The sequence below is a fragment of the Vibrio penaeicida genome, assembly GCF_030689305.1.
Taxonomy (GTDB): Bacteria; Pseudomonadota; Gammaproteobacteria; order Enterobacterales; family Vibrionaceae; genus Vibrio; species Vibrio penaeicida_B.
Genome location: NZ_JAUYVM010000016.1, coordinates 80644 through 100074, shown reverse-complemented (window position 1 = coordinate 100074; position 19431 = coordinate 80644). Strand labels below are relative to the sequence as shown.

The following is a 19431-nucleotide window of genomic DNA, read 5'->3' as shown; positions in this document are numbered from 1 at the left end:
GAGTGAGATAAATACTTAAAACAAGGTATTTTTAGACGATAGCGATGTCTTTTTAGGCGTAATTTGATTGCACATTTGCATCGGAACATTAGGCAAAGACAGACTGGCTTGGGTCCCTTTCATCCAGAAAACATACCCCATACGACGATTCTCAAATTTCTCACCAGAAGCACTCGGCACGCGATCCATTAGAAAGCGCTCATTGTTTATTTCCAATTGCAACTCATACTCATTAATGTGGTGTGTCCATATTTCTAAGTCTTCACCACATATATATGCGTTATTAACCGGAGTGCTTGAACTGCAGCCAGTGACCATAAACCCCGTGCTCACCAACAGTGCGCTAACCATTATTAATGTTTTCAACATGGAACAGGCTAGCTCTTAAGGTAGGCAGGGACATCTTTGATACTGTCTAATACGACTGACGCCAAAGATTCTCCTTTCTCGGTTACAGGTTTCCCAGTACGGACAAGCACTCGTGTTCCAACACCCGCTGATTGAGCGGCCATCATATCTTCCGCTTTGTCACCCACCATAACGGAATTTTTCATGTCTATTTTTAAGAAATCACGGGCAGAAATAAACATACCGGGCTTGGGTTTTCGGCATTCACAATCTTGCTTGTAATCCCCGACACCATGTTCAGAGTGATGCGGACAATAATAAAAACCATCAAAATCAACACCATTGTCAACGAAGTTCCAATCCATCCACTGAGTAAGAGAAAGAAAGCGATCTTCGCTAAACATCCCTCGCGCTATTCCAGATTGATTCGTAACAAGTACCAGTAGGTACCCCATGTCTTGAAGTTGCTTTGTTGCTTCAAATACACCATCTATGTATTCAAAACTATGTTCATCATGCACGTAACCGTGGTCTACGTTGATCACACCATCACGGTCAAGAAAAACGGCAGGTTTAGCCAAAATTGAATCCTCAATACACCCTTAATCAGAACAAATTATTACATGCTTTATAGCACTTCGCACTATGCAATTACTTTTTAGCCTCGATGGGGGAATAAGCGGCAAAAATGCTCGCGAGCGTATGCATATCCTTGCTTTAAGTAAAAATCACCCATTATTTGCAAAGCTATATAGACGTCTAGACGTAAAAATATCTATTGACTTAAAAAACAGAAAGCCATAGCATCGACTGAAAATTTAGAGCAAGTTCAAAATATTATTCTGTTCACTCTATTCGCTTTTCAGTTTATTCCGCACGGTTGTTTATATGATTGAAATTAATCAAGTAAATAAGGTTTTCTATCAAGGCAGTAAAGAGATTAACGCCTTAATAGACATCAACCTATCTATTCCCCAAGGCGCAATCTTTGGCGTCATTGGATCTTCCGGTGCAGGGAAAAGCACACTGATTCGTTGCGTTAACATGTTAGAAGCACCAACGTCTGGCGAAGTTATCGTAGATGGTGTCGACTTAACAAAGCTTTCTAAGTCCGAGCTTGGAAAAGCGCGCCGTAACATCGGCATGATATTTCAGCACTTTAATCTACTATCTTCACGTACGGTATTTGAAAATGTCGCTCTTCCACTAGAGCTTGCGAACGCAGACAAATCAAAAATCGAAAGTAAGATAACCGAACTTTTGGCGCTGGTTGGGCTAAGCGACAAACGTGACACCTACCCAGCGAACCTAAGCGGTGGACAAAAGCAGCGTGTTGCGATTGCTCGTGCATTGGCATCGGATCCAAAGGTTTTATTATGTGATGAGGCGACCAGCGCACTAGACCCAGCGACAACTCAGTCGATTCTTGAGCTGCTGAAAAAAATCAACCGACAGCTCAATATCACCATTCTACTGATTACGCATGAAATGGATGTGGTTAAAAGCATCTGTCATGAAGTTGCCATCATTGGAGATGGAAAACTGGTTGAGAAAGGCACCGTTGGCGAAATATTTGCTCACCCTAAAACTGAACTAGCACACAATTTCATTCGCTCCACTTTGGATCTTTCCATTCCTGAAGATTACCAAGTTCGTTTGCAGTCAGAACGTGTTGAAGGTAGCTACCCGTTGGTTCGCTTAGAGTTTACGGGCGCGAGCACCGACGCACCACTGATGACGCAAATCGCTCGAAACTACGGTATTGATGTGAGCATTTTAAGCTCCGACTTGGATTACGCTGGCGGCGTGAAATTCGGAATGATGGTCGCAGAGCTCTTTGGCGACGAAGAAAGCGAAAAAGCAGCGCTCGATTTTATCCGCGAACACAAAGTAAAAGTAGAGGTACTTGGTTATGTCCTTTAAGTCAGTAACAGAGTGGCTAAGCCTAAATGGCGATCTTTTGCTGGGTGCAACGTGGGAAACCCTATACATGGTAGCGGTTGCAGGCATCGTTGGGTTCGCTGTGGGTATCCCCTTAGGTGTTATTTTACACACCACTAAGAAAGGTGGCTTACTGGAAAATATCGCTTTAAATAATGTTCTAGGTGCGATTGTGAACATCGGGCGCTCTGTACCATTTTTGGTTCTAATGGTTGCCATTATCCCTGTCACCAAATTACTTGTTGGCACATTTATCGGCACCACGGCAGCAATTGTGCCGTTAACCATTGGTGCTATCCCATTTGTTGCTCGCCTGATTGAAGGTGCGCTACTCGAAGTACCAAATGGGCTTGTTGAAGCCGCGCAATCTATGGGCGCAACGCCAACTCAAATCATTACGAAAGTACTGCTTCCTGAAGCACTACCTACCATCGTGAACTCTGTAACCATCACTATGGTTACATTAGTGAGCTATTCGGCAATGGCTGGCACAGTTGGAGGCGGCGGTTTAGGGGATGTCGCGATTCGCTACGGCTTCCACCGATACGATGTTGTGATTATGGCCGTTACCGTGGTGATGCTTATCGTACTGGTACAAATCATTCAATCAATCGGTGACGCGCTTGTACGTCGCGTTGACCACAGATAACTCAAGTTTTAACGTTAATAGTTAATAAATAAAGAATTTTTGGATTTAGAATTAAGGAGAATACAATGAAATATAACCTTAAAAGCCTTTTGGCAATCGCAGCAGCAGCGTCTGCATTAGTACTGACTGGCTGTGGCGAGAAAGAAGTCGACACAAGCAAAATCAAAGTTGGCGTAATGGCAGGTGCAGAAGCACAAGTTGCTGAAGTGGCTGCAAAAGTAGCGAAAGAGAAATACAACCTAGATGTAGAGTTAGTGACGTTTACCGATTACGTAACACCAAACGCAGCACTCGATGACCAATCTATCGACATTAACGCATTCCAGCACAAGCCATATCTTGATCAGCAAGTAACGGATCGTGGTTACAAACTGACTATCGCTGGTAACACGTTTGTTTACCCTATCGCAGGTTACTCTAAGCAAGTGACGTCGGTTGATCAGATTCAAGAAGGCGCTCGTATTGCTGTTCCTAATGACCCAACAAACCTTGGTCGCTCTCTACTTCTTCTAGAGCAACAAGGTCTTCTTACTCTACGTGAGGGTGTTGGTCTACTAGCAACTGTACGCGATATCGTTGCTAACCCGAAAAACATCACTATCGTTGAACTGGATGCCGCTCAACTTCCACGCTCTTTGGACGACGTAGCGCTGTCTATCATCAACACAACTTACGCAAGCAGCATCGACCTAACGCCTGAAAAAGACGGTGTATTCGTTGAAGACAAAGACTCTCCATACGTAAACCTGATTGTTGCACGCGAAGAAAACCTAGCTGCAGAAAACGTACAAAACTTTGTTAAAGCATACCAAACAGACGAAGTTTACAACGCGGCAATGGACATCTTCAAAGGTGGTGTAGTGAAAGGCTGGTAATTATACCGTTTCACACATTTCTTTAGATTTATCTCGTTCATTAAAAAGGCTAACTTCGGTTAGCCTTTTTTATTTCCTGATTTTCAGAACATCCAGTTCTTAACCTTAGATACTATCGGACCATAAGTGAACCGGACTATAAGAGAATCAGATCATCAGAGGCATCACCACCTCGGCTGTATCAACAACCGATTCCGCGTATTCTGGGTATTGTTCCAGCAAGGTGTTAACCAAAACATCAACCAACAATAACGCCCCTACTTTAGAAGCAAAGGCTCCACCCGTTAGCGGCCCTTCTGGTCTTGCTGCAATAAGCGATTCTGTCGATATAGATGACAGCGCACTATGCGTAATGTTGGTAAGAGAAATAACGGGCGTATCACGTTGATGTGCTTGCCTAACCGCATGGACAACTTCTTTGGTTGATCCCGAACTCGAAATCGCAAACCAGAGATCGCCTTGAGTACTTCGAACAGCGTTCATTGCCGCTAAATGTGTATCTTCAAACATGGTGACTTTCTTGCCAATTCGCAATAATCTGAACGCCAAATAGCGCCCCACAATGCTTGATGCTCCAACCCCAACGCAACTGATGTATTGGGATTCATGAACCAGATTACACACTCTTTTTAGCGCTTTTCGGTCAATAATTTGGGCGGTATCTTGCAAGCTTGCCACTGCGCTTTGGGCTGAGATATGGCAAATATCGCCTTCCATCTCAACCTGTTTTTCTCGCGGGTTTTGGCTAAGATCGACCGCCAACGCCATCCTAAAGTCTGAATAGCCTTTGTAACCCATATCACGACATAACCTCACCACTGTCGCTTCACTGGTTTGAGAATTACGCGCTAAATCTGTGATGGTTTGAAACTGGACATCATGAGCATTATCCAAAACATAATCGGCTACTAAACGTAGTTTCTTACTCAATGGTTCAGTGTTCGCTCGAAGACGAACGAGTAAATTTTTGGGTAGGCTCACAATACTCTCTTTTTCGTTGGTAACGGCGTGGATAAAGGTATCAGACTCATCTCGTCAAATACAGTAATAGCAGGTCTATACTCGAACAACCTCAATACGAACGCGCCAAACATTCCATAACTCGCGTTTTACGCGCTTTGGATAGAGGTAAAAATGGTTCTCGACACTGACCATAGTCGATTCCCAACTCTCCCATAGCAAACTTGACACTCTGATATAACCCAGCCTCTAACAGCACTTCAGTAACCCGATTAACTTGATGCTGTAAATCCATGGCTTTTTCCGTGTCTCCTTGCTTCATCGCTTCAAAAATCGCCACATACTTCGCGACCATCAAATTATACGTCGTTCCTATGCCACCACTAGCCCCCATTTGTAGACCATTAACCAACATAGAATCTTCACCATGAAAGATGAGGCTATTCGGCTGAAGTTGCCTTAGCCTTTCGATGAAAAACATATCGTGCGTGGTGTGCTTTATGCCAATCACGTTATCCATTGCCGATAGATTCAAAAGCGTCTGATGGGTAAATGTTACCCCAGTGGTTCCCGGGATGTTGTACAGCAATAACGGGACATCTGTGTAATCGAGAATAGATTGATAGTAATAGGTCACTTCTTGGGGGGTGAAGCCGTAATAAAAAGGCGGCGTTGCTGAGATCACTTGATACCCTTCATTTTGCGCGGTATCGATCAGTAAACGTACATCGATTAACGCAATCGCCCCAACATGAGCAATCAACGGCACTCGATTATTGACAATATGTGCTACCGTTTTCAACACTCTTTGTCGTTCTAAAATACTCATCATAAAACACTCAGAAGAACTGCCACCAATGTAAAAACCGTGTACCCCCTGCGAGATATGATGCTCAACCATGCCTTCAAGCTTGTCGTATTCCAATTCCCCTATTGGGCTAAAGGGTGTCATGAGTGGAATAAAGATGCCTTCCATACGTTTGTCCTTCGTCATCTGTTCGCCGTCATTCATACCGCATCCAAAAAGCCAGCATGGCGTAGCTTGAATAGCACATCCTGCTTCTGTGCTTCCGTTAGCGCTCTGATCGGCGAGCGCGGGTTCCCAACATCAATCCCGTGCAGTTGCATGGCAACTTTTCCTGCCGCTACGCCCCCGTATTCCACCAGAACACGAATAACCGCAATCACAGCATCCATTAACCGAGCCACCTCTTGATGATCGCCTTTGTGGAAGGATTCAATGATCTTCAGGTATAACGGCGCCGCATAGTTGTAGGTGCTGCCGACCGCTCCCACCGCACCGACTGCCAACCCCGCCGGTAAAAATTCATCGATGCAAAAAGGCACATCAAACTTCCCATCCGCAACCCGAATGCATCTCTGGTAGTCATAGAGATCGGAATGATTGAATTTTGCACCGGATAGATTGGGGATTCGCTTATTCCCTTCAATGAGAAACTGCTCTAAGTCGACATTCACACCGGACATTCCCGAATGGTAATAATAAAACCCTTTTGATGGTGAAGCGCTCGCCACTTGAGCGCAGTAGTCAACCAACTCATCAACGTTGGCTGGCTTGAAAAAACACGGACCAATCGCAGAAGTGGCGAGCACATCTAACGTGTCGGCATGACGAGTTAGATCAAGTGTATCGACGATGCTCAGCGCACCTGTATGGACAATAATGTCCAATTTGCCGCGGCAAGCCTCAACCCAGCGCTCAGCAATTAGCTTGCGTTCTTCTACTGAACAATGAACCCCTTCTCCTGTTGTGCCGCAGATATATGCCCCTGACACACCTTGCTCTATAAGCAGTTCAGCAATTTGATCGATAACCTCTAGGTTCACCTGATTGTTTAGGTCGAAAGGTGTATGGGGTGCAGCAATCAACCCTGTTAATTTTTTCATTTTGAATGTGTCCTAATTATTGTCCGTAGTTGAGAAACAGTTCTGGAAGGAACAGAGTGATTTGAGGAAAGACCGCCACGAGAATCAGCACAATAAAGAGCGGTACCAGCAAGGGAATAACCCCTCGGGTTAAGGTGTGGAATGGGATATCTCCCACTCGAGATACAACATAAAGCGCCATTCCCATTGGTGGCGTTAATATCCCGATCATCAAATTGAGGATCGCCATTACGCCAAAATGAACGGGATCAATTCCTACCGCACTGGCCACAGGTACCAAAAACGGAACCAGTAGCAGAAGAAGGGCTAACGATTCAATAAACGTACCGAGGAAAAGCAGAAGCAGATTAATCAGAAGCAGCAGAACCAAAGGATTTTCGCTGATGGTAAGGAAGTATTCAGCCAGCATTTGAGGCAATTGCTCCCGCGCCACAATCCAACCAAATACCGTTACCCCCATGACCATCAAAGCAACCACCGCCGTTGTGTTTATGGTGTCTTTTAGTACATCAATAAACCCACTAATGGTGAGCTGCTTGTACACAACCGTACCTAAAAACAGAGCGTATAACGACGAAACAACAGCCGCTTCTGTTGGCGTGAACTTACCGGAAAAAATGCCCCCAATGATGATCACTGGCGTCAGCAAAGACAAAAATGCCTCTTTGAATGAGGTGAGCTGAGCTTTGCGCGAGGCTTTGGGTAACGTCATGTAACCACGCTTTTTACAGATGAAGTAGCTCATCACCATCAGCGCGATACAGCAAAGAAGGCCTGGAATGGCACCAGCCAAAAACAGCGCACCAATTGACGTGTTAGAGACGACACCGTAAATCACTAATGGGATAGAAGGAGGAACTAAAGGACCAATAATGCACGAAGCCGCCGTTAACCCACCAGCAAAGTCATCATCATACTTGGCGTCTCGCATTGACTTTATCTCGAGCTGACCAAGCCCTCCGGCATCAGCAAGCGCAGAACCCGACATGCCTGAGAACAACAAGCTCGCCATAATATTCACATGCCCAAGACTACCCGTTACGTGCCCGACCATGGATTTTGCAAAGTTAAAAATGCGTTCGGTAATGCCTGCGCTGTTCATTAAATGCCCTGTTAGAACAAAAAAAGGCACCGCTAAAAGTGTGAAATTATTAATGCCACCCAGCATTTGCTGCGCCGCAAAATTGATACCTGGGCTACTGGTGACAACCAGAAAAACCAAAGCAACAAAAATGAGTGAAAAACCCACTGGCATCCCTGCAAATAACAGCGCTAACCAGCCAAAAATTGAAGTTGCCATGCTATCTCCTTATATGCTTTCAGTGCTTGCTGAACGGTGAGTGTGGCGAAAATCCGCCACTAGACAGACCATCTTTTGCAGTTGGCGAACGACCATAAACAGTCCCCCTAGGGGCAAGCTGTAATTCATCCATTTGCTTGAGATCTCCAGCGTGATCAATTCAAAAAACGCCGTTCGCTGAACGTGTTGATAACCAAGGTAGATGATGGCAAAAATGGAAAGGAGTACCGCCAACTCAAGAGAAAGCACCAAAATCAAGCGAACCTTCTCGGGCAGTTTGTCTGAAAAGAACGTGATGTTAACGTGGGTGCTGCTTTTAATGGCGATGGCGCAACCAATCAGCGCCATGTACATAAACAGCACTCTCGCCAGTTCTTCGCTCCACAAAGAAGGATCATCCAATAACCAACGCGTCCCGATTTGCCAAGTGAGCACAACCAGTAAAACGAGCATCAGTGGTACCGTGATGATTTCTTCAATATTTCTTGTGATCTTTTGTAGCATTTGAGGCTCCATGGCTGGCAGATACAACGTGCCAGCCAGACTGTCTAAAAACACTTACATCGCAGCAAGTTGCTTCACAATAGGTTGACCTACTTTCTCTTCAAACTCGGCGTACAAAGGTTGCATCGCCTCGCGGAACGGTGAAAGCTCAGGGTAAGTCACGTTCACGCCTTTTGATTCAAAGAAAGAAACCAATTCAGACTCTTGCTTTTTCACGGAAGCGGTATGCGCTTCTCCAGCTTTAGCAACGGCATCCGAAACGATTTTTTGCTGATCGCTAGACAGCTTCTGCCACGTATTTTCAGAAATGATGACCATTTGGTCGTTCACGATATGGTTAGTGAGGGCTAAATTTTCTTGTACCTCATAAAACTTCATCGTCTTAATGGTTGGTAACGGGTTTTCTTGCCCGTCTACTGCGTTGGTTTGCAACGCAAGGTACACTTCGGAAAACGCCATTGGTGTTGGGGAAGCGCCAGACAACTTAGCGTAATTCAGGTTAGGTTTGGCATTCGGCACACGCAGCTTTAAACCTTTGAAATCACTGATCGATTTTAGCGGTCGATTAGAGGTTGTTTGTCGAGTGCCGTTGTACCATGTATCCAGCGCTCGCCATTGGAACTTCGTCAGCATTTCTTGTCGAATTCCCTGACCAAACTCCGAATCAAACATACGACGAAGGTGCTCATAATCTTTTGCTACGTACGGGAGTGTTACTGCTTCCGCTCTTGGTATCCAAAGCCCCATACGGCCAAATTCTGCATAGGTGATGTCCAAGTCACCGAGTGACAATTGCTGTAACATCGCGCGGTCGTCGCCAAGTTGTGCACTTGGGTACAACGTAATCTTCAACTCGCCTTTACTCATTTCTTCGACTGTATCGGCTAAAAGCTTGGCCGATGTGTATTCAACAGACCCAACAGATGCCTGCATTCCCATTTTCAATGTAGTCGCCGCTTGGGCTGATAGAGCACATCCAAGTGCCAGCATTGCCAATGTCAATTTATTGATGGCTTTCATCGCTTTTCCCTTTTGTTTGTGCCGCTGCATTTTCATGCTCACGACATTTTGAAAAAAATCTCTTTTTTAGTTGAAAAAAATATTCACCAAGAATTATTATAACAATGAAGATTATTTTCAAAATGTCATTTATCAAAATGTGAGAGCGAGCAAAATTTCATCAAATCTACTCGTTTCTAACCAAGTTGAATGAATAAGCAACAAGTCACGTTTGAGTATCGCTTCTCAGTTTCATAGCGGCTTTTAACTTGATTTCATGGCAAATTTTATTGAGGTCATTGTGAAGAACATTGAAAAAAGCAATCGCATTCGAGCGCTACTGCAAGGGCAAACCGTCGTCTCTATACAACCTGTGGTGGGAAGCCCAATGGACAATTCCCACATTATTTCCACTATGGCTTTGTCTGTACAACAAGCTGGAGCTAAAGCGCTTCGCATCGAAGGGATAGAGAACGTTGAAGCCGTATCCAAAGTTGTGAGCATTCCTATAATTGGAATAGTGAAAAGAGATTTAACGGATAGCCAGGTGCGTATTACACCATTTTTGTCAGACGTAGAATCATTAGCAGATGCAGGCGCTACCGTCATTGCATTCGATGCGACAAACCGACCTCGCCCCGAAAGCCGGGAAAAGATCTTCGAAGCCATAAAAAATGCGGGCTGTATTGCCATGGCAGATTGCTCATGCTTTGAGGATGGTCTTTGGGCACACAACCACCATGTTGATATCGTGGGAACCACCTTATCGGGGTACGTAGAAGGCGAAGTGCCTAATGAGCCAGATTTGCAACTCGTAAAACAGTTTTCGAAAGCGGGATTCTTTACGATGGCAGAAGGGCGCTATAACACTCCCGAACTTGCCGCAAAGGCGATAGAACACGGTGCAGTCGCCGTAACAGTGGGATCCGCTTTAACCCGATTAGAGGTAGTGACGGGCTGGTTTAATTCCGCCACTCAAGCAGTAGGAGCACAATCATGAAAGTACTGGCCATCGATATTGGAGGAACAAAGATAGCGCTCGGATTGGTCGACCTTTCTACGTCATCCCTGATTGAACGGATACAGATTCCAACACCAGAAGCACAATCCGCAGAACAGTTTGCCCAACATATTCTTCAGCACTGTCAGGGTTGGCTTCCTCAAGTAAAGAAAATAGGTATTTCAACAACAGGGTGGGTAAGCCATGCGGGGATAACCTCAATCAATCCAGATACCCTATCTTTTCCTGCTCCATTTCCTTTGCATCGCGCTCTAGAAGCTTTATGCAATAAACCTGTCTCGATGCTAAATGATGCTCAGGCAGCAGCATGGTACGAGTACTTGCAGTTGGATACTCCCATTCAGAATATTGCTTACGTTACCGTTTCAACAGGGGTGGGCGGAGGCTTGGTCTTGAATGGTAAGCTCCATAAAGGTGCCAACAACTTTGCAGGGCATATCGGTCACACCGTGGTCGACATCAATGGTGCACCTTGCGGGTGTGGTCAAACCGGGTGTGTCGAAGCCATCGCCTCAGGAAAAGCGATTCAGCGCCAAGTAAAAAAAAGCATTCAGCCAGAGCTGGGCAAAGACATCAGTAACGTTGAACTCTTCGAAATCGCACCACAGAACCCACATGCACAAGCCATCATTAACAAAAGTGCGAAAGCAGTGGCGGCTTTGTGTCTCAATCTAAAAGCAAGCTTGGATTTGGATGCCATTGTTATTGGCGGCGGTATTGGGCTCGCGAGTGGTTATCTCGCTGCCGTTGAAAAATATGTTCAACAATCCCCTCCTCCATTTCACGTTCCCCTTTATAGCGCCAAGGGTGATTACGATGCTTGTTTACTGGGTGCTGCATTTCAATTTATGAAGTAAGGATACTTTATGACTCTACAAGCCATTTCAGCAAAACGGATTTTTGATGGTGAACGCTTCCATTTGAACTCAGCCATCCTTTGGCAAAACAATGAAATATTAGGTGTTGTCTCCCAAGAATTCATTCCTAAAGATGCTCAAATCCATGACTATCACAATTGTACACTCACCCCAGGTTTTGTAGATATACAAGTCAATGGTGGGGGTGGTGTCATGTTCAACCAAGATACCGATATAGAAGGCATACAAACCATTTGCCGGGCACACCGAAAACACGGTACCGCCTATCTTCTCCCTACTTTGATCAGTGATAGCAAGGAGAAAATGGAACACGCTCTTATTGCAGCCGAAGCCGCGATTCGAGACAAAATTGCAGGCGTTCTGGGGGTTCACTTAGAGGGTCCTTGGCTCAACCCAGAAAAAAAAGGCGCACACGACGACAAACACTTTTATGCTCCATCGGTCACGGAGCTTGAAGCCATGCCTTGGCTCAGCTCTGGTGCTACCTTGGTTACGCTCGCCCCTGAGATGGTGACCACTGAAGTATTGAGTTGGCTCTCTGAAAAGAAAGTCATCGTTTCTTGTGGTCATAGCAATGCTATTCAAGCCCAGCTACATAGTGAAAAAATTCGCTACGTAAATGGGTTTACGCATTTGTACAACGCCATGTCCCCATTGGAAGGTAGAGAGCCTGGTGTTGTTGGAACGGCACTTCTTAATGACGACACTTGGTGCTCTATTATCACTGATGGTATCCATGTTTCAGAAAACAGCGCGCTATTGGCTCACCGTAGTAAACCAGCTGGAAAGCTCTTTATCGTTACAGATGCCATGGCAACAGTAGGCAGCCAAAAGGACACCTTTGTTCTAAATGATGAAACAGTACGAGTCGTTGATGGAAAACTGGTGAATACTCAAGGCAGTTTAGCGGGCGCGCACATTGGCATGGATCAGTCGGTCGCCAATGTCATCCAATGGGGAATTCAGGAAGAAGAAGCGCTAAAAATGGCATCGACATACCCAGCCAAAGCGATGCATCAAGATACACTTGGATATCTTGCAAAAGGGTTTCGTGCCGCCATCACTATTTTGGATGATGAGTATGCTTGCCAAGGGGTCGTCGTTGACGGAAAACTGTATCCAAAGTAAACCTTGTGTTTCATTAAGCCCCACTATTCCCGAAGACTCTCAAAGGCGCGAATATTGTACTTTTCGCGCCTTTTATATTCGAAATCACGCCATATCGCTACTTAGTGATTACCTTCTTTATAAAAAAGCGATACTATTCTCCTGCGTTGAAACACAAAGACGCATCCCCAAGTAATCTCCAGATTCGACTATCTGTGAGGAAACTAGGGCGTAACAACATTATTCTCAGGGCGGGGCGAAATTCCCCACCGGCGGTATACCAGACATTCTGGTGAGCCCGCGAGCGCTTGCAGTCGCTTGATTGCAAGGTCAGCAGATCTGGTGAAAACCCAGAGCCGACGGTCATAGTCCGGATGGGAGAGGATGATAAAAGCACAGTGAAACCACTTCCTATTGGAGCTGGTGAATACTCTGTGGGTTTTACTTTGGCTTGCATTTAGATCATGGGTAGCTTTTTGCCTACCATGATCCACAAGCCCCCTTCATATATGCCCTGATTCTGGTAAATTTTTTACGGAGTACTACCATGAATCAGAACCAAACTTCATTGCTAGAACAATTTGGCACACCCATTGAGCGTGTAGAAAACGCCCTTGAAGCATTGCGACAAGGACGCGGCATTCTGTTGCTTGATGACGAAGATCGTGAAAACGAAGGCGATCTCATCTATTCAACCGATCATTTAACAAATGAACAAATGGCGCTCATGATTCGCGAATGCAGCGGAATCGTTTGTTTGTGTGTGTCAGATGAACATGCCAATCAATTAGAACTGCCTCCAATGGTGGAAGCTAACGACAGCAAAAACCAAACAGCCTTTACGGTCTCTATTGAAGCAAAAGAAGGCGTAACCACTGGCGTCTCTGCTGCCGACCGCGTCACCACCATAAAAACCGCCGCTCGTTTAAATGCAAAAGCCAGCGATCTTGCAAGACCTGGGCATGTTTTTCCATTACGTGCACGTCAAGGTGGTGTTATGACTCGTCGCGGTCATACAGAAGGTACGATCGATCTGATGCAAATGGCGGGGCTTTCCCCTTTTGGAATTTTGTGTGAAGTCGCAAACCCTGATGGCTCAATGGCAAAAACACCTGAAATCGTGGCGTTTGGTAAATTGCACAATATGCCTGTCCTGACTATTGAAGATATGGTCAGCTATCGCATTATGATGGAAGAAAAATCCGCATAAGAGCTTTTTTTTATAAAAACCTCAATCACAAAAGCTTTGGTTATAAAACCCATAATCATAAGAGCTGTGGTCATAAACCTATGATCTTAAAAAAGGAGCCGAGGCTCCTTTTTCATTTGATCGATGACGAATTAACCTTCAGCCGATTGCTGCGCTTTCATCTCATTCAGCTGCTTTTCAAGCTCAATAATACTTAATTCTGCTTCCAGCTCTGCCGCCCTTCTTTCAGCGTCAGAACGCGTGTCTTGCGATACACCATCTGCCATTACTTGGTTGCGATCAGCACTGCGTGAGTCTTCTAAATCTTTCATCGAACCACTTACACCACCCGCAACGCCACCCGCAATTGCACCTTTTGCCGCTAACTCAGGCGATCCAAGAAGTAAACCGGCCGTTGCACCAAGTAACGCACCGCCAACGGTACCGCGATTACGTGCTGCATTTTCATCGTCGGCACTAAATTCTGGTGACGCACATCCTGTAAGACCAACCAATGTTATTCCGATCAACACAGTTTTTAACGCTTTGATAGATTTCAGTGATGTTTTCATAGGTAAGGCTCTGTAATAACTAAGTCTGGAGACATGATACCTTTACGTTATATTTATGACCTAATACAAGGTTCTTATTTTGTTCATAAGCAATAATTATTATCAGAATTGTTTGCAAATTGAACAAGATCACAAATTCAGCGATTGAAGAAAATCACAGAACAATAACTAATCATTTGATTTTATTTATCTAAATGTAAATCCCCTCGTTTCTCATCTTATCCATGTTTCTTTTTTGTTAATTTTAATCTTGTCAATTACTGGTCTAGTGGTAATGTTTCCATACCAGTAGACCAAGAATTATACAGAACCTAACCGTAAGGAAACTTTATGCCTAGCTCTTTGCCCACTGTTGCTATTTCTTTAGGCGATCCCTCTGGCATTGGTGCTGAACTGATTGCCAAATTATTCAGCCAAAGTGGTGTTACATCACAAGCCAATATCGTACTCATTGGCGATCAATGGCTATGGGATCATGGACAAGAGATCGCTCAAACCGATATCGAGCTAAAAACGATTGAGTCTCTATCAGACGCTCGTCAGTACAGTGGATCAGGTGAGATTCTTTTCGTTCCGGTGCATTCCGTCAGTCAGCAAGAAGTGAAGGTAGGCTTTGCAAGTGCCGCAGGAGGCAGTTCGGTATTAAACATATTAGATCAATGCCTAGAAGCGGTGGTCGCACACCATATTGATGCTATTTGTTTTGCGCCCCTGAATAAACAAGCGATGATTCTCTCTGGAATGCCTTTTGAAGATGAACTCCACTACTTTGCCGACAAGCTAGGTGTCGATTCCTTTTTCTGTGAATTCAATACGCTTGGAAATCTGTGGACTTCAAGAATCTCATCTCATGTGCCACTGAAAGACGTGGTCAGCATTCTGAGTGAAGAACGAATCATCGAGGCCAGCAAGCTCATCTATAAGGCATTAAAAGCCGCAGATATTGAATCCCCCAGAGTCGCGGTTGCAGCACTTAACCCACATGCTGGTGATGGTGGCGTTTGCGGTACAGAAGAAATCGACATCATTCAACCGGCCGTAAACAAACTCAACAGCTTAGGTTACCCCGTTTTAGGTCCTTACCCTGCCGACACCATTTTTCTCAAAGCTCGAGATGGCGAACTTGATGCCATTGTCACCATGTATCACGACCAAGGGCAGATCGCCATCAAGCTTCTCGGGTTTGAAAAAGGCGTAACGGTTCAAGGAGGTTTACCAGTCCCGATCACTACTCCTGCTCATGGCACTGCTTATGACATTGCAGGATCTAACCAAGCCAATGTGAGCGCCACGATTCAAGCCTTCAATATTGCTTGCCGTATGGGCACCAACTATCGCAAACAAGCTCAATAACAGGAGACGTTTCAATGAAAATAACCAAAGTTCAAGCCCGTGTATTTGAGTGGAATGGACACACCGTAGAGCCCCAAAACAACTTTTGCTCCAATGCAATGGGTGAGTTATGGAATCGCGGCGATTCGATGGGGACATTTCGCTTTCACGGATGGACTGTCGTTGAAGTGTTTACTGATGATGGATTGGTAGGTATTGGAAACGTTGCGTTAGCACCAAGAATTGCCAAGCAAATCATCGACCAATATTTAGCACCACTCGTGATAGGGCAAGACCCATTTGATTATGAATATCTCTGGCAAAGAATGTATCGCTCGACACTGGCATGGGGACGTAAAGGCATTGGCATGGCGGCGATTTCAGCCATTGATATCGCGCTTTGGGATTTGATGGGAAAAGCCACAAACAAGCCTGTATTCAAACTGCTTGGTGGGCGCACAAAAGAAACGATCCCTTGTTATGCCTCTAAGCTTTATCGCACGGATCTGGATGAAATGCAGCGCGAAGCGCAATCCTATCTAGACCAAGGATTTTCAGCCATGAAAATGCGATTTGGTTATGGTCCTAAAGATGGACCACAGGGCGTAAGAAAAAACCTCGACAGTGTCGCGGCAATCAGAGAAGTCATCGGTGAAGACATCGACTTAATGCTGGAATGCTACATGGGTTGGAACTTGGAATACGCCAAGCGTATTTTACCTAAATTGGAACAGTACCAGCCACGTTGGCTAGAAGAACCGGTAATCGCCGACGATATTGATGGCTATGCTGAACTCAATCAACTCACCAGTATTCCTATCTCCGGTGGCGAGCACGAGTTTACCAGTTACGGCTTTCGTCAATTACTCGAGAAACGCGCGGTGTCAGTCATTCAATATGATACCAACCGAGTGGGTGGCATCACCGCGGCTCATAAAATCAACGCAATAGCAGAGTCTTTTGGTGTTCCAGTGATCCCTCATGCTGGGCAAATGCATAACTACCACCTCACGATGTCAACCCTTGCCTCTCCAATGTCGGAGTATTTCCCCGTTCATGACGTAGAGATAGGTAACGAGTTGTTTTACTACATCTTTGAAGGGGACCCGTCACCCGTTAATGGTCATATCGATCTTGATGAAAACACACCGGGGTTAGGGCTGAGTATCAGCGAAAAACACCTCAAACAATTCAACGTGATTGAGTGAGGACGCCATGAGAATCATACAGTTTGTACAAAATAGCCAGCTAAAAGTGGCACTCGTCGAATCCTACGATCAGGTTCGTGTATTAAATGTGACCGGCGGTACATACCAACTGGCGATGGAAGCGATTAACACAGGGAAATCTTTAGCTCAGGTTATCGGTGAAAAATACACCAGTGAACAGTTGGAATACCAAACCATCATTGATAACCAAATGCTGCTTCCTCCGATTACCCACGATGATCCTTCTCGTTGGTTAGTCACAGGAACGGGGTTAACCCATCTCGGCAGTGCAGATGCTAGAGCGGAAATGCACGCCAAACTCGCGGGTGACGAAGAGCTCTCAGATTCAATGAAAATGTTTCAACTGGGCGTAGAAGGCGGGAAACCAAACATTGGTGAAGTAGGTGCGCAACCGGAATGGTTTTATAAAGGTGACGGCCAATGTGTCGTTGCCCCTGAACAGCCTATCTCTATGCCGAATTTTGCTGAAGATGGCGGGGAAGAACCAGAGCTCACGGCGTTATATGTCATAGGCAGCGATGGCACCCCTTATCGCGTGGGTTTTGCTATCGGTAACGAGTTTTCTGACCACGTAACCGAGCACTTCAATTATTTATGGCTGGCGCATTCCAAATTGCGTTCGTGCAGTTATGGACCAGAGCTTCTGATAGGCGACTTACCGGAGCACTTAGAAGGCACGAGCGCTATTCGACGTGAAGACAAATTACTGTGGAGTAAGTCTTTCTTAACGGGCGAAGCCAACATGGCACATACCATCAGTAACTTAGAGCACCATCACTTCAAATATGACCAATTCAGGCGTCCTGGAGATTTGCACGTGCACTACATGGGCACAGCCACACTCAGTTTTGCGGATAAGGTGAAAACACAAGTAGGCGATCGATTTGACATAACGATCCCCGCCTTTGGTCGCTCCCTGCGAAATACGTTGGTTCAAGCCTCTCCAGAATCGGTTCAAGTTAAAGCGCTATAGGAATAAATATCATGATATTGACGGGTAAAATGACTATTGGGAGTAAAAAGATCATGGGTGACCAAAAAGTCATTCATGGCATCAACCCAAACACAAACGAAGCGTTAGAACCGCCTTATTTAGGTGCGAACGAAACCCAACTGTCTCAAGCGTGTGAACTCGCAAATCATGCGTTTGCTATTTATCGAAAAACCAGCGCCGAGCGTAAAGCCGATTTTCTGCAGACCATCGGTGAAGAAGTCATGGCGCTGGAACACAGTTTGATTGAACGCGCAATGCAAGAGACCGGGCTACCTCAAGCAAGAATTGAAGGTGAAAGAGGAAGAACAGTCGGTCAATTAAATTTATTTGCTGACAACCTCAGAAAGGGGCTCACTTTCGTACCGAAAATTGACTCAGCTATCCCAGACAGAGCCCCGCTGCCTCGCCCAGATATGCGATTGACGTATTTGCCACTGGGTCCTGTCGCGGTATTTGGCGCTAGCAACTTTCCTCTCGCATTTTCAGTGGTCGGCGGTGATACCGCTTCCGCCTTAGCGGCAGGCTGTCCGGTGATAGTCAAAGCGCATTCAGCTCACCCCGGTACATCCGAGTTGGTCGCCAGCGCGGTGACTCGCGCAGCCAAACGCTGTGATATGCCTGAAGGTGTGTTCTCTATGTTGTTCGGATCCGGTCATTTAATCGGTCAAGGGTTAGTCTCTCACCCTGCAATAAAAGCAGTGGGATTTACTGGCTCAAGAACGGGGGGAATGGCGCTAATGGCTACTGCTCAACAGCGCCCAGAGCCGATTCCTGTGTACGCCGAAATGAGCAGTATTAACCCCGTTATTCTGATGCCAAGTGCACTTCAAAGTAGTAGCGATGCACTCGCCCAAGGTTTTTGCGCCTCTTTGCAAATGGGCGCTGGTCAGTTTTGTACCAACCCCGGTTTAATCCTTGCGATTGATGGTCCTGAACTGGATCAATTCATCGCCAAAAGCGCGGAAATCATCAATAACGCCATCAGCCAAACCATGCTGACTCTAGGAATTCACGCTGCGTATCAGAACGGTGTGGGAACGCTGGTTGAAAACGCGACCATCACTATGGTGAGTGAAGGAGATGTGTCGGGTAATCACAATCAATGCGTTCCATATTTATTCAGTACGCGTGCAGAAGCCTTTCTTCAGCAAGAACAAGCACGAGACGAAGTCTTTGGCAGCAGTTCATTGGTTGTTCGCTGCAAAAGCCTTGATCAACTCCTTGCGGTCATTGATGCACTTGAAGGTCAGCTAACTGGCACCATCCACACGGGTTCCAACGATTCAAACCAAGACCTTCAAGAGGTATTGGATCATCTAGAGCTCAAAGTGGGTCGAGTACTTTTCAATGGATTTCCAACGGGGGTTGAAGTCTCTCATGCCATGGTACACGGCGGTCCTTTCCCCGCAACTTCAGATTCAAGAAGCACGTCGGTGGGTTCCAACGCTATTGAGCGATTCCTTCGTCCTGTTTGCTATCAAAATGTGCCGGAGCCTTTGCTGCCTGAGCCCATTAATGGAGATTGCGCTGGATTAGCGCTAATCGACGGGCACTACCAAAGCAATTGAATGGAATATCAATAAGTTAACTGAAATACCAATAAGTTAACGGGAACGTCGTTAAGT

The 19431-nt window shown here is 45.6% G+C and carries 20 protein-coding genes and 1 riboswitch; of the genes, 11 read left to right on the top strand and 9 right to left on the bottom strand.

The features are described from left to right. Nucleotides 1-15: 15 nt before the first annotated feature. Both Q8W40_RS21605 and gmhB read right to left on the bottom strand, forming a co-directional pair. Complete coding sequence (locus tag Q8W40_RS21605; protein WP_305400164.1) at nt 16-369, bottom strand: MliC family protein; 354 nt, start codon at nt 367-369, stop codon at nt 16-18. 8 nt (nt 370-377) lie between these two features. Next, entirely contained in the window at nt 378-929 is a 552-nt protein-coding gene (gmhB, locus tag Q8W40_RS21600; RefSeq protein WP_305400162.1) for a D-glycero-beta-D-manno-heptose 1,7-bisphosphate 7-phosphatase, read from the bottom strand. A 307-nt stretch (nt 930-1236) separates the two neighbouring features. Between gmhB and metN the strand changes: the two genes are divergently transcribed. The 3 genes from metN (at nt 1237) to metQ (ending at nt 3813) form a co-directional block, all read left to right on the top strand. Next, entirely contained in the window at nt 1237-2271 is a 1035-nt protein-coding gene (gene metN / locus Q8W40_RS21595) for a methionine ABC transporter ATP-binding protein MetN (RefSeq protein ID WP_305400161.1), read from the top strand. Continuing rightward, nucleotides 2261-2938, top strand: a complete 678-nt coding sequence (locus tag Q8W40_RS21590; protein ID WP_305400159.1) for a methionine ABC transporter permease — start codon at nt 2261-2263, stop codon at nt 2936-2938. Before metN ends, Q8W40_RS21590 begins: the two co-directional genes overlap by 11 nt. A gap of 65 nt (nt 2939-3003) precedes the next feature. After that, entirely contained in the window at nt 3004-3813 is an 810-nt protein-coding gene (gene metQ / locus Q8W40_RS21585; protein WP_101110783.1) for a methionine ABC transporter substrate-binding lipoprotein MetQ, read from the top strand. 147 nt (nt 3814-3960) lie between these two features. On the opposite strand, the gene Q8W40_RS21580 is transcribed toward metQ, so the two are convergent. From Q8W40_RS21580 to Q8W40_RS21555, 6 genes are all read right to left on the bottom strand, one after another. After that, nucleotides 3961-4794 carry a MurR/RpiR family transcriptional regulator gene (locus tag Q8W40_RS21580; RefSeq protein ID WP_126605943.1) on the bottom strand — a complete coding sequence of 278 codons (834 nt, stop codon included), beginning with the start codon at nt 4792-4794 and terminating at the stop codon, nt 3961-3963. A gap of 91 nt (nt 4795-4885) precedes the next feature. Further along, nucleotides 4886-5785, bottom strand: a complete 900-nt coding sequence (locus tag Q8W40_RS21575; protein ID WP_305400158.1) for an N-acetylneuraminate lyase — start codon at nt 5783-5785, stop codon at nt 4886-4888. After that, complete coding sequence (locus Q8W40_RS21570) at nt 5782-6681, bottom strand: dihydrodipicolinate synthase family protein (RefSeq protein ID WP_305400157.1); 900 nt, start codon at nt 6679-6681, stop codon at nt 5782-5784. The genes Q8W40_RS21575 and Q8W40_RS21570 overlap by 4 nt, the downstream gene beginning before the upstream one ends. A 16-nt stretch (nt 6682-6697) precedes the next feature. Beyond that, nucleotides 6698-7981 carry a TRAP transporter large permease gene (locus tag Q8W40_RS21565; RefSeq protein ID WP_101110786.1) on the bottom strand — a complete coding sequence of 428 codons (1284 nt, stop codon included), beginning with the start codon at nt 7979-7981 and terminating at the stop codon, nt 6698-6700. Nucleotides 7982-7990: 9 nt separating this feature from the next. Then, nucleotides 7991-8485, bottom strand: a complete 495-nt coding sequence (locus Q8W40_RS21560) for a TRAP transporter small permease (protein ID WP_305400155.1) — start codon at nt 8483-8485, stop codon at nt 7991-7993. A gap of 54 nt (nt 8486-8539) precedes the next feature. Next, entirely contained in the window at nt 8540-9505 is a 966-nt protein-coding gene (locus Q8W40_RS21555; protein ID WP_305400154.1) for a sialic acid TRAP transporter substrate-binding protein SiaP, read from the bottom strand. 280 nt (nt 9506-9785) lie between these two features. On the opposite strand from Q8W40_RS21555, the gene Q8W40_RS21550 reads away from it, so the two are divergent. The 4 genes from Q8W40_RS21550 to ribB all read left to right on the top strand — a co-directional run bounded on the left by Q8W40_RS21550 (nt 9786) and on the right by ribB (nt 13700). After that, nucleotides 9786-10484 carry a putative N-acetylmannosamine-6-phosphate 2-epimerase gene (locus Q8W40_RS21550; protein WP_370693417.1) on the top strand — a complete coding sequence of 233 codons (699 nt, stop codon included), beginning with the start codon at nt 9786-9788 and terminating at the stop codon, nt 10482-10484. After that, the gene (locus Q8W40_RS21545; protein WP_305400151.1) at nt 10481-11362 is read left to right on the top strand and encodes an N-acetylmannosamine kinase; all 882 of its coding nucleotides are present in this window, start codon (nt 10481-10483) and stop codon (nt 11360-11362) included. The genes Q8W40_RS21550 and Q8W40_RS21545 overlap by 4 nt, the downstream gene beginning before the upstream one ends. A gap of 9 nt (nt 11363-11371) precedes the next feature. After that, nucleotides 11372-12511, top strand: coding sequence for an N-acetylglucosamine-6-phosphate deacetylase (gene nagA, locus Q8W40_RS21540; RefSeq protein WP_305400149.1), 1140 nt, complete (start codon nt 11372-11374; stop codon nt 12509-12511). A 217-nt stretch (nt 12512-12728) separates the two neighbouring features. Continuing rightward, nucleotides 12729-12880: riboswitch (FMN riboswitch) on the top strand. Between the two features lie 157 nt (nt 12881-13037). After that, nucleotides 13038-13700, top strand: coding sequence for a 3,4-dihydroxy-2-butanone-4-phosphate synthase (gene ribB, locus Q8W40_RS21535; protein WP_305400148.1), 663 nt, complete (start codon nt 13038-13040; stop codon nt 13698-13700). Between the two features lie 131 nt (nt 13701-13831). On the opposite strand, the gene Q8W40_RS21530 is transcribed toward ribB, so the two are convergent. Beyond that, nucleotides 13832-14251 (bottom strand): glycine zipper family protein, encoded by a 420-nt coding sequence (locus Q8W40_RS21530; protein WP_305400146.1) that lies wholly within the window; start codon nt 14249-14251, stop codon nt 13832-13834. Nucleotides 14252-14581: 330 nt separating this feature from the next. Between Q8W40_RS21530 and Q8W40_RS21525 the strand changes: the two genes are divergently transcribed. From Q8W40_RS21525 to Q8W40_RS21510, 4 genes are read left to right on the top strand one after another with little or no spacing between them, the layout of a single operon-like run. Continuing rightward, nucleotides 14582-15604 carry a 4-hydroxythreonine-4-phosphate dehydrogenase PdxA gene (locus tag Q8W40_RS21525; RefSeq protein WP_305400144.1) on the top strand — a complete coding sequence of 341 codons (1023 nt, stop codon included), beginning with the start codon at nt 14582-14584 and terminating at the stop codon, nt 15602-15604. Nucleotides 15605-15618: 14 nt separating this feature from the next. Beyond that, nucleotides 15619-16791 (top strand): L-rhamnonate dehydratase, encoded by a 1173-nt coding sequence (locus tag Q8W40_RS21520; protein WP_305400142.1) that lies wholly within the window; start codon nt 15619-15621, stop codon nt 16789-16791. A 7-nt stretch (nt 16792-16798) separates the two neighbouring features. After that, a complete protein-coding gene (araD1, locus tag Q8W40_RS21515; RefSeq protein WP_305400141.1) occupies nt 16799-17785 on the top strand; it encodes an AraD1 family protein in 987 nt (328 codons plus the stop codon). Nucleotides 17786-17838: 53 nt separating this feature from the next. Continuing rightward, nucleotides 17839-19374 carry an aldehyde dehydrogenase (NADP(+)) gene (locus Q8W40_RS21510; RefSeq protein ID WP_305400140.1) on the top strand — a complete coding sequence of 512 codons (1536 nt, stop codon included), beginning with the start codon at nt 17839-17841 and terminating at the stop codon, nt 19372-19374. The last annotated feature ends 57 nt before the right edge of the window (nt 19375-19431 follow it).

Coding starts and splice junctions, on each gene's coding strand:
- Q8W40_RS21605 (WP_305400164.1), bottom strand. CDS start 369: ATGTTGAAAACATTAATAATGGTTAGCGCACTGTTGGTGAGCACGGGG.
- metN (WP_305400161.1), top strand. CDS start 1,237: ATGATTGAAATTAATCAAGTAAATAAGGTTTTCTATCAAGGCAGTAAA.
- Q8W40_RS21590 (WP_305400159.1), top strand. CDS start 2,261: ATGTCCTTTAAGTCAGTAACAGAGTGGCTAAGCCTAAATGGCGATCTT.
- metQ (WP_101110783.1), top strand. CDS start 3,004: ATGAAATATAACCTTAAAAGCCTTTTGGCAATCGCAGCAGCAGCGTCT.
- Q8W40_RS21575 (WP_305400158.1), bottom strand. CDS start 5,785: ATGAATGACGGCGAACAGATGACGAAGGACAAACGTATGGAAGGCATC.
- Q8W40_RS21570 (WP_305400157.1), bottom strand. CDS start 6,681: ATGAAAAAATTAACAGGGTTGATTGCTGCACCCCATACACCTTTCGAC.
- Q8W40_RS21565 (WP_101110786.1), bottom strand. CDS start 7,981: ATGGCAACTTCAATTTTTGGCTGGTTAGCGCTGTTATTTGCAGGGATG.
- Q8W40_RS21560 (WP_305400155.1), bottom strand. CDS start 8,485: ATGCTACAAAAGATCACAAGAAATATTGAAGAAATCATCACGGTACCA.
- Q8W40_RS21555 (WP_305400154.1), bottom strand. CDS start 9,505: ATGAAAGCCATCAATAAATTGACATTGGCAATGCTGGCACTTGGATGT.
- Q8W40_RS21545 (WP_305400151.1), top strand. CDS start 10,481: ATGAAAGTACTGGCCATCGATATTGGAGGAACAAAGATAGCGCTCGGA.
- nagA (WP_305400149.1), top strand. CDS start 11,372: ATGACTCTACAAGCCATTTCAGCAAAACGGATTTTTGATGGTGAACGC.
- ribB (WP_305400148.1), top strand. CDS start 13,038: ATGAATCAGAACCAAACTTCATTGCTAGAACAATTTGGCACACCCATT.
- Q8W40_RS21530 (WP_305400146.1), bottom strand. CDS start 14,251: ATGAAAACATCACTGAAATCTATCAAAGCGTTAAAAACTGTGTTGATC.
- Q8W40_RS21525 (WP_305400144.1), top strand. CDS start 14,582: ATGCCTAGCTCTTTGCCCACTGTTGCTATTTCTTTAGGCGATCCCTCT.
- Q8W40_RS21520 (WP_305400142.1), top strand. CDS start 15,619: ATGAAAATAACCAAAGTTCAAGCCCGTGTATTTGAGTGGAATGGACAC.
- araD1 (WP_305400141.1), top strand. CDS start 16,799: ATGAGAATCATACAGTTTGTACAAAATAGCCAGCTAAAAGTGGCACTC.
- Q8W40_RS21510 (WP_305400140.1), top strand. CDS start 17,839: ATGGGTGACCAAAAAGTCATTCATGGCATCAACCCAAACACAAACGAA.